Genomic DNA, 14125 nt, shown 5'->3' with positions numbered 1-14125 from the left:
TTCAACGACTCATAGCGGATCGCCGTAGGCTAGTCTTCGCTCTCGAACCGGATGCCGGGACGTTGTCCAGATCCAGGCATCGGCTTACCTATCGTCATTCCCAGCACCGCCGCCGCCGCCACCGGATCGGCGAGATCCGGAGCAACCAGGTCGATCAGGCGAAGGGCGGCGACCAGCAAAGCAATCCAGACAATCAACCCCGCCAGTATGATCCAGTCGCGATGCGCAACGCGCCCGGAGCGGTCCAGCATGTCCGCCAGTCTGATCAGGCCATGAACAACCCCCGCACCGACGAGGGCAGCAGCGGCGCAGCTTAAGGCGGTCCAGTTCAGCGCCATGGCTTCAGCTCGGCGAAGTGGCCGCAGTTATGCTGGTGCGCGATCCTGGCTCTGTTAAGCTGCAAAGGCCGGACCTGAGTGCTGACCATGGAGACTTGACATGCGACATCACATCGTTCGGGCTGGCGAGAGCCTCTCCGGGATTGCCGCGAAGGAACTGGGGCAAGCCGAGCTGTGGCCATCTCTGTTCGCTTATCACGCGGGCCCCCATAGTCACGCAAAACCGCGTTTGCTGGACCCTGACCGGCTTCAGATCGGCCAGGTGATCCTGATCCGGGCCAGACATCGTCCGCTCAGGCATCCACTGCAACACACCAGGCCTCTAATCCGATCAGCGACCGCTCCTGCCGGAAGCACACATGCACATCATGGTCCGACTGCCGCGGCCTGTTCGGCGCCGGGCTCTTCAACCACTCAGTATGCGAACCCGCGCCCGAGCCTCGCCGGCAGCCATCGCGCTTCAAGCTTCAATGCAAAGCCTGAAGCTAACCGGCGGACACATGTCAACAGCCCGGCCTTCAAGTATAATTTGGATTTGATGCAACCGGCCAAAGGATCGTCACCGGCATTCGATTACGAAATCAGGTATCAGGGGCAGATCTATCTGTGGATGGACAGGCAGGTCGACCTGCTCACCTTCACGGACAAGGGTTACGAGCTCGCGGCGAAGCAACACACCGACACCGCCCTGAACCAACTGGTCAGCAGCGCAAAAGTATCCTTCGATCAGGCCTCACGAAAGATCACTTTCGAGAACCTGATGACCGCCAATGCCGTCGGCGTGCCACCAAGCCTGATCTCCGTCGGGTCGGTCATCGACACCAGCGACCCACGCCCGGCGTTCCGAACCAAGATCAGCATCCCCAGGCTGGCGGGACGCTTGCCTCCGATGACGCTGTTCGTAGGCGAGTCAGTCACCCTGACGATCGACATACGACCCCGGATCGGCGCGCCGCCAAGTCCAAGCGGTGCGGCCGCGCACGACTTCGCGACGGCCGCAGCACCCCGGGGCCATGATTTCGCAACGGCGGCGTCTCCGTCACGCGCTGGTTCCGCCGGCACGTCGTCCGGCGGCAACCCACCTCAGGTGGCGTCGGACACCGGCGGTCGCGCCTGGTGGGACCGTCCGGGCGTCTTGGTGCCGGGCGCCGCGATTCTCGTGTTGGGCGTCCTGGCCACCAACATCATAACGTGGGGCGCGGACGCGGAGGTCGATCCGGCCGCACTCGCGGTGGCGGGAGGCATGTGGTCTCGCGCCTTCGCGCATTGACCATGGCCATCCTCAGCCGGGCCTTCTGCATCGGCATTCTGTTGGTGGGAAGTGCTCCCGCTCGCGCCAACGATCTCGATATGCTTCGGGACAGGCTGGGCCTGTCGATCGTGACCCAGAACCTGTCGACCCGAATCGTGCCGACAGTCGCGAGACCCGACAGGCCGGTCACCATGCGGGATCTGGCCGATGCCGACCGGCAGCCTTGTCTCCATCGAGTGAGCGATGCGCTCTCCATCTATCCGCCCGCCCTGGTACGATCCCTGGTCCACACGTTGGCCTTGGCCGACATGATCCATGCCTGGGACATCCGGATCGGCGGGTTTCATGCACCCGGCCTCATTGCGGTAAGTTGCGAAGCCGCGGACCTGAACGTGGCCTACGAGATAGCCTCCCTCCATAACAGCTTCGCGGCTCTGGTGTTGATGCATGCTCAGCCGGATTGGTCAGAATGGGAAAAGTTCAACCCTGACGGTTTTCGCTACGGAGACGAGACAACATACAAGCACGAACTGCAGGATCCTGGTGCCAGTGACGGCGGAAGTCTCCTCAACCGAGATGGTTTCGCCACCGCTCTCGGTATGACCGGCCGCGAGAACGACTTCGAAAGCTATGCGCAGCGGGCATTCGGCCATCCAGCCGATCTCGTCGCCGCCTTGCCAGGCAACACACGGATGCAGGGAAAGCTGCGTCTGCTCATGAAGACGTATCAGTCTCTGGCGCCGGATATTGAAAACCGGTTCACTGCTGACGGACTGGCCGCGGCAGCACACTGACCGTAGTGGACTCAGCCGTTGCTGGCGCGCCGCCGGGCCATGAGGTTGGCGACGAGGCCGGTCCAACCGGTCTGGTGGGACGCGCCGAGGCCCTTGCCGGTGTCACCGTGGAAATATTCGTGGAACAGCACGAGACCGGCAAAATGCGGATCGCTCTGCAGCTTCTCGCAATCGCCATAGATCGGCCGCCTGCCGTCCGCGTCGCGCGTGAACAGCCGGGTAAGGCGTTCGGCAATGTCGTCGGCGATATCGTGCAACGTACGGAACTGGCCGGACGCGGTCGGACACTCGACCAGGAAGTCGCGCCCATAATAGTCGTGGAACCTGTCCAGCGCCTCGACGATCAGGAAGTTCATCGGGAACCAGATCGGCCCGCGCCAATTGGAATTGCCGCCGAACATCTCGGTACGGCTCTCGCCTGGTTCGTAGCCGACGTCGATACGGGCTCCGTCGCTTTCGAAGACGTACGGGTTGTCGGCGTGGTAGCGCGATAGCGAGCGGATGCCATGATCCGACAGGAACTCGGCCGGATCAAGCACGCGCAGCAACAGCCGCTTCATCCGATGCCCGCGCAACAGGGAGAGCAGGCGCCGCTCGCCGATCCCCGGCTCGTCCCAACGCGCGACCAACCCTGCGAGGTCCGGACGGCGGCTCAGGAACAGATGCAGCCGGCGCGAGAAGTTCGGCAGCCGCTTGAGCATGTCGGGTTCCAGCGTCTCGACCGCGAACAGCGGCGTAAGGCCGACCATCGAGCGAAGCTTCAGTTCGCGCATGCTGCCATCGGGCAAATTCAGGACGTCGTGGAAGAACTTGTCGCTCTCGCTCCACAAGCCGACACCGCGTTCGCCGATGTCGTTGATTGCCTGGGCGATATAGAGAAAATGCTCGAAGAATTTGGATGCAATATCCTCGAACGCGTTGTCCTCGAGGGCGAGCTCGAGTGAAATCCGCATCATGTTCAGGGCGAACATCGCCATCCAGGCGGTGCCATCGGTCTGGTCGAGATAGCCGCCCATCGGCAGCGGCCGTGACCGGTCGAACACACCGATATTGTCCAGCCCGAGGAAGCCGCCCTGGAACACGTTGCGACCCTGGTTGTCCTTGCGGTTGACCCACCAGGCGAAGTTCAGCAGCAGCTTGTGGAAAATCTGCTCCAGGAAGCTGCGATCGCCGACGCCGTTCTGTTCCTTCTCGATCTGGTAGACGCGCCAAGCGCCCCAAGCCTGCACGGGCGGGTTGGCATCGCCGAAATTCCATTCGTACGCCGGAATCTGGCCGTTCGGGTGCATGTATGCCTCCGAGGACAGCAGCAGCAGCTGGTCCTTGGCGAAGGCGCTATCGATCATCGCGAAGGTCACGCAGTGGAATGCGAGATCCCAAGCGGCGAACCAGGGATATTCCCACTTGTCCGGCATCGAGATGATGTCGGCGGCATTCATGTGCCGCCAGTCGCTGTTGCGGCCCCGCTTGCGGTTTGTCGGCGGCGGCGGCAGCGCGGGATCACCGCGCAGCCAGCGATACACGTCGATCGCATAGAACTGCTTGTTCCAGATCATCCCGGCGAGCGCCTGTCGCTGCACCAGCCGTACGTCGGCGTCGGGAATGTCTTTCTGCAGAGCCGAGTAGAACCGGTCCGCCTCGCCGCGCCGTGCGTCCACGATCGCGTCGAAGCCGGCAAACGGCGGAATGATCGGCTCGCCGCGCACCAGTCGAACGCGGATCGTCCAGCTCTCGCCCGGCTCCAGAATGCGCCTGTGCCAGACTGCGCACTTCGTCGCCGGGCCATCGGATCGGACGGCCTGCTCAAGGCCGTGCACGATACGGTCGTGGAAACCGTCCTTGTAGACACCCTCGCCCGGGTCCTGACCCCGGGTGCGCGGGTTGGTCTCGTTCTCGCAGAACAACACGTCCGCGCCGTCTTCGAGATGGAACGTGTAGTGACCGAGCATACGATGTTCGGCGACAACGCGGTTCGGGCCGTGGTTGCGCATCGATGGCTTAGGATGGTTCTCGCGCCATGACCAATGGTTTGCGAAGAACAGCTGCGGCAGCAGATGCAGTTCCGCCGGCTCGGCGCTACGATTTGTAGCGGTCACGCGCATCAGGATGTCGGCTTCGGCGGCCTTGGCGTATTCGATCATCACATCGAAATAGCGATCATCTTCGAACAGGCCGGTATCCAGCAGTTCGAACTCGCCCTCGTCACGCGACCGCTTGCGGCTTTCCTCGACCAGGCTGGCGTACGGAAAAGCCGCCTGCGGGTATTTGTAGAGCATGCGCAGGTAGGCATGCGACGGCAGTGCGTCGAGATGCCAGTACAGCTCCTTGACGTCCTCGCCGTGGGTTCCCTGAGGGCCAGTCAGGCCGAACAGCCGCTCCTTTAGGATCTCGTCCTGGCCGTTCCACAAGGCGAGCGACAGACACAGGCGCTGGCATTCGTCGCTTATGCCGGCAAGACCATCCTCGCCCCAGCGATACGCGACGGACCGCGCCTGCTCATGCGGAAAATGAGTCCAGGCGTTGCCGTTCTCGCTATAGTCCTCGCGGACCGTGCCCCACTGTCGATCGCCGAGGTACGGGCCCCAGAGGCGCCAGTTGCGCATCCCGTAGCTCTGTTCCTCGAGCCTCCGGCGCTCTGCATCACGGGAATGCGTATCGGCTGGCCTCACGAACGGCATTCTATTCCCGGGACGCCGCGAACGCGTCGCGCAGGACCTGCGCCCGATCCGGACGGAAGCCGGTCGCCACGACATACAACTCGCTGGACTCTTTCCGGCTTGCCGGCGGCTTGGCATGGCGCACGACCGCGAAGGCCTGCTTCATCGGGATCAGCATCTGCTTCTCGGAGCCGCCCTGGAACACCTTGGCGATGAAGCTGCCGCCCTCGACCAGGACCTCCATCGCGAAGAACAGCGCCAGTTCAGCCAAATCGATGATGCGCATGTGGTCGGTCGGCGAGTGGCCGGTGGTGTTCGGCGCCATGTCGGACAGCACGATGTCGGCCGGGCCACCGAGCATGTCCCGGAGCTTCGATGGCAGGTCCGGATCGTTGAAGTCGCCCTGGATAATCTCGGCGCCGCGGACCGGCTCGACCGGCAGCAGGTCAACGCCAACCACATGCGTGGCGCCGCGCTTGACCGCGACCTGTGCCCAGCCACCGGGTGCCGTGCCGAGGTCGATCACCCGCATACCGGGCCGGATCAGCTTGTACTTGTCGTCCAGCTCGATGAGCTTGAAGGCGGCGCGCGACCGCCACCCCTGCTTACGCGCAGCCACGACGTAGGGATCGTTGAGCTGCCGGCTCAGCCAGCGCTGCTGGGCGGTGGTACGCCCACGCGCCGTCCGCAGCGACACGGCCTTGGACCGTGCGGTCTGTGCGGTCGCCGCATCGCCCTTCGTGGTGGCAGCACCGGGCCTGTTCTCGCCGGTCTTGCCCGGGCCCCGTCCCGGAACGCTCGGCGCATTGCCGGAACCGCCGGCAGAGCCTTTCGCGGAACTACCGACGGGACGCTTCGCCATCAGGACAGCGCCGTAGAGACTGAGCCTAACGGCGGCCGGACAGCAGCCGGAGCGACTGCTTCGGGTGCGTGGTAGGGTTGGGATCTGTCCATCGGACTGCGGTCTCGCATCATACGCAGCAACATACCATCCCTGAGGCCGCGGTCCGCCACCACCACATTGTCGGTGGGCCAGAGCCGATGGATTGCATCGAAAATGGCACAGCCGGGCAGCACGTAGGTCGACCGCTCACTGCCGACGCAGCCATGCATCCGCAGCCCCTCGGGGCCGAGTGCACGAAGCTGGGCGATCGCGTCGTGCGCCGCCTGTCGCGACAGGACCACGCCATCGACCAAGGCGCGGCGGTAGCGACGCAGCCCCAGGGCCATGCTGGCAAGCGTGGTGACGGTTCCGCTGGTGCCCAGCAGCCTGACGGCGCCCCGCCGGACCTCGCGGCCAATGCAGTGCACCGCCTCGAAGCGCTTGAGCTGGGCGCTCACGTGTTCGACCATCGCCTCGTAGCCGCCCTGGGTGAAGGCATCGTCGCCGAACAACTCCGCCAGGGTGATCACGCCGAGCGGCAGGCTCTGGTAGCCGACCAGCTCGGGTCTCGACCTGTCCGCGCCCCCGCCCACGGCGCTGCAGTCGCCGACGCGGATCCAGGCGATCTCGGTCGAGCCACCGCCGATGTCGAACAGCAAGGCCCGGCTGCGGGCGCGGTCGGCCTCGTCGGTCCGGTGGAGGCCGAACGGGTAGCATTCGGATGGGTCGGACCGGTCGAAGCCATTGGCCGGCGAGTTGGCACGATCGGGCAAGTCGGCCTGCAGGAGGGCGGCGCAGCTCTCAAGCGCCAGTTCAGCCTCCTCGCGCGTTGAAATCACGTCGATCGACAGGCCGGTTTCCTGGCGGACGCGATCGAGGAATGAGCGGCCGTTCTCTGCACGGCGGCAGGCCTCGGTCGCGACTGCGCGCATGCCGCGCAGCCGGCGGCGGCCGAGCCGGCTGGCGCAGGCATGAAGGGCGCCGATCGTCCGGTCCATGGCTTCATCGCTGAGGCGTCCGGAGCTATGCAGCCCCTCGCCCAGCCTGACGATGCGGCTGAAGCTGTCGATCACCCTGAACCCCTGTCGCGTGGGTGCGGCGATCAGCAGGCGGCAGTTGTTGGTGCCGAGATCGAGGGCCGCATAGGTCGGCCCGTTGCTGCGCGCCAGCAGCGCGTCCGGGGTCTCCAGACGGTGGTCATGCTCGACCGGCTCCGGGGGAACGGCATGCTCGACCATCGCCAAGTGCCCTCCGCCGCTTGTGACCGAGTCATTCTTCGACTGCCCCAGCACAGGGAGCAAGTCATATTCGGGCCGGTCGCCGGATCAAGCCAATGGCGGTTGCCAGCGCCCCGACTGAGTGCTACCTCCTCGGCCGCACCGAACGTGCCCGCTTGGGGGATAGTTTAGCGGTAGAACTTCCGACTCTGACTCGGACAGCCTTGGTTCGAATCCAGGTCCCCCAGCCAACCTTACGAACATCATGAATTGCTTGCTTCTGGAGAGTTTGCCCATCTGGGTAGGCTCCTCTTTTGCGTCGTAGTATAGCAAGGCGTTCGCATCACGCTGAGGCGAGCTGTCCGTTCTAGGCTTGAGCCGGTCGAAACGGGAAGCCGGCGATCAAGGGCAGATCGGCAATTCCGTCAGCGCACGCTAGCCGTCTGAGGTCGGGCGTCGACATCGACGCGCCACACCGTATTTCCCACATCGTCGGCAATCAGCAGCGCGCCGGTCCCGTCGAGTGCCAGACCAACCGGCCGACCGCGCGCATGGCCTTTACTGTCCAGGAAGCCGGTGACCACGTCCTGTGCCATGCCGCTCGGGCGGCCATTGGCGAACGGGACGAAGACGATCTTGTAGCCGTTCAGGACCTGGCGATCCCAGCTGCCGTGCTCGCCGACGAACGCGCCGCCGGCATAACGGGCCGGCAATCCGTCGCCTGTGTCGAAAACCATTCCAAGAGGTGCGACATGCGAGCTCAGCGCATAGTCGGGCATCAGCGCCTTCGCCACCAGATCCGGCCGCTGCGGCCGGACGCGCGGATCGACATGCTGCCCGTAATAGCTGTACGGCCAGCCGTAGAAGGCGCCATCCTTGACCGACGTCATGTAGTCCGGAACCAGGTTCGGACCGAGTTCGTCACGCTCGTTCACGACCGCCCAGAGTGCATGAGTTTGTGGTTCCCAACTCAGGCCGTTCGGATTGCGAAGGCCGCTGGCAAAAATCCGGTGCGCTCCGGTGGTCCGGTCCACCTCCCAGATCGCGGCACGATCGAGTTCCGCCGCCATCCCGTTCTCGGTGATGTTGCTGTTCGAACCGACGCCGACATAAAGCTTGGTGCCGTCTTCGCTGCCAACCAGGCTCTTCGTCCAGTGGTGGTCGATCGGACCACCTGGCAACGGCGTCAATATGGTGCCGGGATCCGCGATGCTGGTTTCGCCAGGGACGTAGGAATAATGCCGGATGGCATCGGTGTCGGCCACGTAGAGATCGTTGCCGATCAGCGCCACGCCGAAGGGCGAATGCAGGTGGTCCAGAAACACCGTCCTCACGTCGGGCTTGCCGTCATGGTGCGTGTCCCGCAACAGCGTGATCCGGTTGCTCCCGGTCTCCGGTCCGCTCGAGGTCGCAAACGTCTTGATCCAGGCCATGATGATGTTCTTGGGTCGCGTGACCGGCTCGGAACCAGGACCGCGCGATTCAACGACCAGCACATCGCCGTTCGGCAGGGTGTAGACCGACCTCGGATGCTGCAGGCCCGTGGCCAGCGCCTGTACGCGCAGGCCGGCAGGGACCGTCGGGGTCTCACCCGTCTTCCATGGAGTCACCACGGCCAGATGCATCGGCGGAAACAGATATTGATGAGGCGCCGGTAGTACGGGATGCGGGCCGATCTGCGTGGTTGTGTCGAACTCCTTGGCGTGAGCGCTTGTAGCGAGAAGCGTCAGGATCGAGATGGCGGCCCGTGCCAAGTGCACGGTGCGACCGGACGCTGCACGCCTCATGACCGCACCGGCGCAGAACCAAGCCAGCCCGTGACCAGCATCGCAAGGACGGTCAGGACAGACAGGGACAGGCCGGCCGGCACGACAGACGTCCAGCCGTCGCGGCTGTGGACCAGATTGTCCAGGAACCCGAGAACCAGCACGACGACGGCACCCCCGACGGCCGGCCAGGCCGGTCGCGCCCTGCGACCACGCCGTTCGATCACCAGACCGATACCCCAGACGATCAGGGCCAGCACCGAGCCGACCATCGCCGCCGCGAGCAGCCACGCCGAGAAATTCGCCCACATCATGTTCGCGGTCGATGCGTAAGTGATGTCGGTTGCGAGCGTGCCCGTAAAGCAGGTGACGGGTACGGACAGCAGCGCAAGGAGTATTGGCCGCCCTGCCCGATGTTCGGTCACGATCAAACGGTCATCGTTCATCGCATCGCCCACTCCGAGAGAAAGCGCCGGCTCGCCCAGGCAACGATCTCATACGGGCGCATGTCATCCTGGTTCCCGATCATGCAGAAACCTCGGCTGAGCCGGGCGGGTGAGCGTGCCCGACGCCGCAGGGACGTAGTCGAGTTCGATCAGGCATCCCGGCTAGACAGAGGCACAGATTGATTGATGGCGCTGCTCCGACGCGACGCGGACAGATCGTAGCTTGTCTCAAGGCCAAGCTGTTATCAGAACACGGAACTGCGGCACGTGGTCCGCTAAGCAGGGGATCAAGGGATGCGCGGTTCATGGGGTATCTGGATCGGCGGGACGCTGGTGGCGCTCAATGCGCTGGTCTTCGGCCAGGACCTGGTTGTCTACCGCGCCGCCGCGCCGGGTTCGGCGGCCGCGTTTCCGTTGTGGCCGCTGATCACGCTGATCATCACGGTCGGCTACACCGCCATTGCGACCACGGTCTTCCTACGTGAGCGCGGGACGAAGAAGTAGCGGCGGTGCGGATCGAGCCTACGCAGCCTGGTCCATGAGCAGTGCCGCACCGAGCAGGGCGGCGTCGGTATGGTGCTGGGCCGGCACCACCAGCGGGCGGTCGGTGCGGCGCAGGATACGGGTGCGGACCGACTGGTCGAGCAGCGCGATCAGCGGCTCCACGGTGCCGAGGCCGCCGCCCACCGGGATGATTCCGGCCCCCACGGTGTTCGCGACCAGGGCCAGGTAGCGCGATACCAGATCGACATGGAGCGCGATGGTCCGGCCTGCCTGGACGTCGCCGGCGATCCACGCGATGACGATACGCTCGCTCCGCTCGGGCTGGCCGTGGAGAAAGACGTGCAGGCGCTCCAGGCCGCGCGCACCGCCTATGGTATCGATGCAGCCGGTCTGGCCGCAGCCGCACGGGAAGCACGGGAACCGTCCCGGAAGGTCCGGCAGGTCGGGCACCACCGGGGCATGTCCCCACTCGCCGCCGAAGCCGCCCTCGCCCACCACCAGGCGCTGATCCACGACCAGGCCGCCGCCGACCCCCGAGCCGAGGATCACCCCGAACACGATCCGATGGCCGCGCCCGGCGCCCCAGGTCGCTTCGGCGATCGCGAAGCAGTCGGCATCGTTGGCGATGGCGACCGGGCGGCCTAGCGAGGCGGCGAGCTCAGTGGCCAGCGGGCGGCCGGTGAGGCAGGGAATATTGGCGCAGGTGGCGCGACCGCTGGCCGGGTCGAAGATGCCCGCCAGGGACAGGCCGAAAGCCAGATGGCCGCCGGGGTCATGGCGTTGGGCGAATGCATCGAGCGCCTGCGCGAAGGCGGCGAAATCATCGGCCGGCGTCGGCAGCCGCTCGCGGGCCAGGATGCCGCCCTCGCCGTCAAGCAGCGCCATCTTGATCGTCGATCCGCCGATATCGGCGCAGAGGGTGGCGGTTCGCGTCACGGCAGTCGGCTCCTCGGATCGAGCAGGTCGCGCACGCCTTCGCCGAGCCGGTCGAACCCGAACACCGTCAGGGCGATGGCGAGGCCGGGAAACAATGCGGGATAGATATCGGCGCCGACATAGTTGCGGCCGTCGCTCATCATGGCACCCCATTCGGCCAGCGGCGGCTGCGCGCCCAGCCCCAGGAAGGACAGGCTCGCGGCGGCCAGCACGACGGTTCCGGCGGTAAGGGTCGCCTGCAGCAGCAGCGGCGGCAGGATCGCCGGCAGGATGTGGTGGAGGAGGATGTGGACCGGTCCGGCGCCGAGCGCACCGGCTGCCTGGACGTAGCCGACCCCGCGCAATTCGAGGGTGAGGTTACGGCTAAGACGGGCATAGACCGGCAGCGAAAACAACGAGATGGCAAGGATCGTGTTAAACAGTCCCTCCCCCAGCACGCTGACCGCCAGGATGGCCAGGATCAGGCCCGGGAACGCGAACAGCACATCCATCACCCACATCGCGGCGCCATCCAGCAGGCCGCCGGCAAAGCCCGCGGCCACGCCGAGGGGAATGCCGGCCAGGCAGGTGATCGAGATGCTGGCGACGATCTCGATCAGCGACAGGCGGGCGCCGGAGGCGACGCGGGACAGGATGTCGCGGCCGAAGGCGTCGGTGCCGAACGGGTGGCCGAGCGAGGGCGACTGGAGCGTGTGGTAGAGGTCCTGGGCGTACGGGCTCGACGAAAGCCAGGTGTCCGGGACGATGGCAAGCAGGAACACCAGCCCGACCAGCGCCAGCCCGAGGGCGAGGCTCGGGCGGCGGCGAAGCGGCTCGATGAACGCGAACAGGGTGTTCATGCCCGCGCCTCCCGCAGCTGCGGATTGAGCAGCAGGATCGCGAGCTCGCCGGCGAGGTTGGCAAGCACGACCGCCAGCACGGCGAGCAGGGTCATCGCCTGGATGATCGGGTAGTCGCGCATGCGCACCGCATCAACCAGCAGCCGGCCCAGGCCGGGCCAGTCGAACACCGTCTCGGTGATGACCGCGCCGCCGATCAGGCTGCCGAGATTGAGCGCCACCACGGTGACGATCGGCGACAGGACATTGCGCAGCGCGTGGCGCAAATAGACCGCCCTGCGGGACAGGCCCTTGGCGTGCGCGGTGCGGATGTAATCCTGCGCCAACACCTCGATCATGCCGGCGCGGGTCATGCGCAGGATGAGCGCCGCCGGAAGCACGGCAAGCACGATCGCCGGCAGGACGTAGTGCCGCCAGTCTCCGGCGCCGAGCAGTGGCAACCAGTGCAGCCGGACCGCGAACACCTCCATCAGCATCAGGGCGAGCCAGAAATTGGCGACTGAGGCGCCGATCGCCGAGAGGAAGACCACGGCGCGATCGAACAGCTTGCCGCGGCCGATGCCAGCCAGCATGCCGAGCGGGATGCCGAGTGCCACGGCCAGCAACTCGCTGAAGGTGGCCAGCGCCAGGGTCGGCGGCAGGTGGTCGGCAATCTCGCGGCTGACCGGAAGTTTCGAGGCCAGGGATAGGCCGAAATCGCCGTGCACCGCATGCGCGAGACAGGCGAGATACTGGACTGGGAGGGGCTGGTCGAGGCCGAGGCGGGTGCGCATGGCGTCGACGGCTTGGGTGGTTGCCTGCGGACCGGCCATGAGCCGTGCGGGGTCGCCGGGCATGGCGTGCACGGCGGCGAAGATCAGTAGCGACACGGCCAGCAAAAGAGGCGGCAGCAGGAACAGCCGGCGCATTAGGACGCGGAGCATCAGGGCGGACCGGTCATGATGGCCTGGTCGAGCTGGAGCTCGCCTCCCGGCAGGACCGCCAGGCCGGATACGCGGCTCGCATGCGCGACCAGGTCGGACGGGGTGTAGAGGGAAATATGCGCCGCGGCGGCGTCGAGACGGCGGGCGATGTCGCGGTAGAGGGCATCCCGGGCGGTGGCGTCCAGGGTTCGGGCGGCGTCAGCCATGGCCTGATCCAGCGCGGGATCGGAGAAGAAGCCCAGATTGGCGCCGGCGGGAGCCTCGCTGCGGCCGGCGAAGAGCGGGCGGAGCTGCAGGTCCGGCACGAACGGGGCGGCCCAGGAGGTGATGACGGCGCCGAGCCGGGCCTGCTGCTTGGCGGCCGGCCCCGCGAAGGCGGCATCGACCCAGACGCCGGCTTCGAGGCGGCGGATCGACAGACGGATCCCGGCCTGGGCCCACATCGCCTGCAGCGCCTCCGCGATCGGCTCCTCCGGTTCCTGTACGGCCACCGACAGCGCAAAGCCGTGTGGCAGGCCCGCCTTGGCGAGCAGCGCGCGGGCGCGGGCGGGATCGTGTGGAAGTGCCGGCGTTGCCTGGCCGCAGCCGAGGGTGGCGGGCGGGAGCGGACCGCAATCCGGTTCGCCGAAGCCGTGCAGCAGTGCTGCGACCAGGGCTGGACGATCGGTGGCAAGGCTGAGCGCGTGACGGACATGTGGGTCGTTCAGCGGCGGGAGGCGCGTGTTCAGGGCGACGAAATAGATCGCGGCGCCCGGCTGCTGCTGCAGCCGGAGGAATGGGGCGTCGCCCAGGCGGCTGGCGAACAAGGCCGGGAACGGGACGGCGACGTCGATCTCGCCTGTGCGCAAAGCCATGTTCATGACCGAGGCTTCCGGCGACCAGCTCCAGCGCAGCCGGTCGATCGCGGGCCTCGGTCCCCAATAGTCCGGATTACGTTCTTCCTCGACGTAGTCACTGCTTTTCCAGGTGACGAACCGGTACGGGCCGGTGCCGACGGGGATGCGGCCGAGCGTGCCGGCGCGGGCGGCGGCGGGCGAGACCAGGTCGGCCTGAGCACCGGCCAGGAGTTGCAGCAGGAACGCGTAGGGCCTGGAAAGGTGGACCAGGAGGGCGGGACCGTCCGGGCGGACGCTGGCGATGATCGTTCCGTAATGGCCGGCGCCGACCAGGCCGCTGGTGGCGGAGAGCAGGCGGGCGAAGGACTGAGCGGCGACCGTCGGGGTCAGGATCGTGCCGTCGTGGAAGCGGACGCCGGGGCGCAGGATGAAGCGCCAGTCGAGGCCGTCCGGGCTGGTGGTCCAGCTCAGGGCGAGCCGGGGGACGATCCGGCCGTCGGGAAGCATCCTGACCAGGCCTTCGTACATCGGGTCGAGCACGGAGGCGGTGAAGGTCGCGGTCTGGTCGGCCGGGTCCATGCTGCGAGGTGGTTCCGACTGCATGATACGCAGGGTCGCGGCGCCGGCCTGGCCGGTCAGGGCCAGCAGCAGGACGAGGCTGCGGAAGGTCGGAAATACCATTGAAAACACTGTTCAGTGATTGAACCCTTGACGTCAAGCGAGTTCAGGAACTG

Annotated in this window: 13 protein-coding genes and 1 tRNA gene; 4 read left to right on the top strand and 10 right to left on the bottom strand. The window is 66.1% G+C overall.

All coding sequences use genetic code 11. The annotated features are described in order from the left end of the window. Nucleotides 1–29: 29 nt before the first annotated feature. Nucleotides 30–338, bottom strand: coding sequence for a hypothetical protein (locus HN018_RS09540; RefSeq protein WP_171834067.1), 309 nt, complete (start codon nt 336–338; stop codon nt 30–32). Nucleotides 339–948: 610 nt separating this feature from the next. Between HN018_RS09540 and HN018_RS09535 the strand changes: the two genes are divergently transcribed. Together HN018_RS09535 and HN018_RS09530 are read left to right on the top strand one after the other, a co-directional pair. Then, the gene (locus HN018_RS09535) at nt 949–1608 is read left to right on the top strand and encodes a hypothetical protein (protein WP_171834068.1); all 660 of its coding nucleotides are present in this window, start codon (nt 949–951) and stop codon (nt 1606–1608) included. Nucleotides 1609–1610: 2 nt separating this feature from the next. Then, entirely contained in the window at nt 1611–2384 is a 774-nt protein-coding gene (locus tag HN018_RS09530; protein WP_171834069.1) for a hypothetical protein, read from the top strand. A gap of 11 nt (nt 2385–2395) precedes the next feature. On the opposite strand, the gene HN018_RS09525 is transcribed toward HN018_RS09530, so the two are convergent. From HN018_RS09525 to HN018_RS09515, 3 genes are all read right to left on the bottom strand, one after another. Continuing rightward, on the bottom strand, nt 2396–4987 hold the full coding sequence (locus HN018_RS09525; RefSeq protein ID WP_204259721.1) for an MGH1-like glycoside hydrolase domain-containing protein: 2592 nt from the start codon (nt 4985–4987) through the stop codon (nt 2396–2398). A gap of 76 nt (nt 4988–5063) precedes the next feature. Next, the gene (locus HN018_RS09520; RefSeq protein WP_171834071.1) at nt 5064–5903 is read right to left on the bottom strand and encodes an RlmE family RNA methyltransferase; all 840 of its coding nucleotides are present in this window, start codon (nt 5901–5903) and stop codon (nt 5064–5066) included. Beyond that, the gene (locus HN018_RS09515) at nt 5903–7162 is read right to left on the bottom strand and encodes a Ppx/GppA phosphatase family protein (RefSeq protein ID WP_171834154.1); all 1260 of its coding nucleotides are present in this window, start codon (nt 7160–7162) and stop codon (nt 5903–5905) included. Before HN018_RS09515 ends, HN018_RS09520 begins: the two co-directional genes overlap by 1 nt. Nucleotides 7163–7318: 156 nt before the next feature. Here HN018_RS09515 and HN018_RS09510 point away from each other — a divergent pair. After that, a tRNA-Gln gene (locus HN018_RS09510) sits at nt 7319–7392 on the top strand. A gap of 174 nt (nt 7393–7566) precedes the next feature. Here HN018_RS09510 and HN018_RS09505 read toward each other — a convergent pair. Beyond that, nucleotides 7567–8928: a PQQ-dependent sugar dehydrogenase gene (locus tag HN018_RS09505; protein ID WP_171834072.1), complete on the bottom strand. Its 1362-nt coding sequence runs from the start codon at nt 8926–8928 to the stop codon at nt 7567–7569. Beyond that, nucleotides 8925–9353, bottom strand: a complete 429-nt coding sequence (locus tag HN018_RS09500) for a DUF2231 domain-containing protein (protein ID WP_171834073.1) — start codon at nt 9351–9353, stop codon at nt 8925–8927. The genes HN018_RS09505 and HN018_RS09500 overlap by 4 nt, the downstream gene beginning before the upstream one ends. Nucleotides 9354–9647: 294 nt before the next feature. On the opposite strand from HN018_RS09500, the gene HN018_RS09495 reads away from it, so the two are divergent. Next, nucleotides 9648–9857: a hypothetical protein gene (locus HN018_RS09495; protein ID WP_171834074.1), complete on the top strand. Its 210-nt coding sequence runs from the start codon at nt 9648–9650 to the stop codon at nt 9855–9857. 18 nt (nt 9858–9875) lie between these two features. Here HN018_RS09495 and HN018_RS09490 read toward each other — a convergent pair whose 3' ends face one another. From HN018_RS09490 to HN018_RS09475, 4 genes are read right to left on the bottom strand one after another with little or no spacing between them, the layout of a single operon-like run. After that, nucleotides 9876–10793, bottom strand: coding sequence for an ROK family protein (locus HN018_RS09490; protein WP_204259720.1), 918 nt, complete (start codon nt 10791–10793; stop codon nt 9876–9878). After that, nucleotides 10790–11632: an ABC transporter permease gene (locus tag HN018_RS09485; protein WP_171834075.1), complete on the bottom strand. Its 843-nt coding sequence runs from the start codon at nt 11630–11632 to the stop codon at nt 10790–10792. The genes HN018_RS09490 and HN018_RS09485 overlap by 4 nt, the downstream gene beginning before the upstream one ends. Beyond that, nucleotides 11629–12555 (bottom strand): ABC transporter permease, encoded by a 927-nt coding sequence (locus tag HN018_RS09480; protein ID WP_171834076.1) that lies wholly within the window; start codon nt 12553–12555, stop codon nt 11629–11631. The genes HN018_RS09485 and HN018_RS09480 overlap by 4 nt, the downstream gene beginning before the upstream one ends. Further along, nucleotides 12555–14072: an ABC transporter substrate-binding protein gene (locus HN018_RS09475; RefSeq protein ID WP_171834077.1), complete on the bottom strand. Its 1518-nt coding sequence runs from the start codon at nt 14070–14072 to the stop codon at nt 12555–12557. Before HN018_RS09475 ends, HN018_RS09480 begins: the two co-directional genes overlap by 1 nt. Between the last annotated feature and the right edge of the window lie 53 nt (nt 14073–14125).

It is taken from the genome of Lichenicola cladoniae (assembly GCF_013201075.1).
Lineage (GTDB): Bacteria > Pseudomonadota > Alphaproteobacteria > Acetobacterales > Acetobacteraceae > Lichenicola > Lichenicola cladoniae.
The sequence above is the reverse complement of the archived record's forward strand: the minus strand, read 5'-3'. Positions and strand labels throughout refer to the sequence as shown.

What these genes read in the sequence shown, in the direction of transcription:
- HN018_RS09515 (WP_171834154.1), bottom strand. Translation starts at nt 7,162, where the DNA reads ATGGTCGAGCATGCCGTTCCCCCGGAGCCGGTCGAGCATGACCACCGT.
- HN018_RS09475 (WP_171834077.1), bottom strand. Translation starts at nt 14,072, where the DNA reads ATGGTATTTCCGACCTTCCGCAGCCTCGTCCTGCTGCTGGCCCTGACC.
- HN018_RS09540 (WP_171834067.1), bottom strand. Translation starts at nt 338, where the DNA reads ATGGCGCTGAACTGGACCGCCTTAAGCTGCGCCGCTGCTGCCCTCGTC.
- HN018_RS09480 (WP_171834076.1), bottom strand. Translation starts at nt 12,555, where the DNA reads ATGCTCCGCGTCCTAATGCGCCGGCTGTTCCTGCTGCCGCCTCTTTTG.
- HN018_RS09500 (WP_171834073.1), bottom strand. Translation starts at nt 9,353, where the DNA reads ATGAACGATGACCGTTTGATCGTGACCGAACATCGGGCAGGGCGGCCA.
- HN018_RS09505 (WP_171834072.1), bottom strand. Translation starts at nt 8,928, where the DNA reads ATGAGGCGTGCAGCGTCCGGTCGCACCGTGCACTTGGCACGGGCCGCC.
- HN018_RS09485 (WP_171834075.1), bottom strand. Translation starts at nt 11,632, where the DNA reads ATGAACACCCTGTTCGCGTTCATCGAGCCGCTTCGCCGCCGCCCGAGC.
- HN018_RS09535 (WP_171834068.1), top strand. Translation starts at nt 949, where the DNA reads ATGGACAGGCAGGTCGACCTGCTCACCTTCACGGACAAGGGTTACGAG.
- HN018_RS09530 (WP_171834069.1), top strand. Translation starts at nt 1,611, where the DNA reads ATGGCCATCCTCAGCCGGGCCTTCTGCATCGGCATTCTGTTGGTGGGA.
- HN018_RS09495 (WP_171834074.1), top strand. Translation starts at nt 9,648, where the DNA reads ATGCGCGGTTCATGGGGTATCTGGATCGGCGGGACGCTGGTGGCGCTC.
- HN018_RS09520 (WP_171834071.1), bottom strand. Translation starts at nt 5,903, where the DNA reads ATGGCGAAGCGTCCCGTCGGTAGTTCCGCGAAAGGCTCTGCCGGCGGT.
- HN018_RS09525 (WP_204259721.1), bottom strand. Translation starts at nt 4,987, where the DNA reads ATGCGCAACTGGCGCCTCTGGGGCCCGTACCTCGGCGATCGACAGTGG.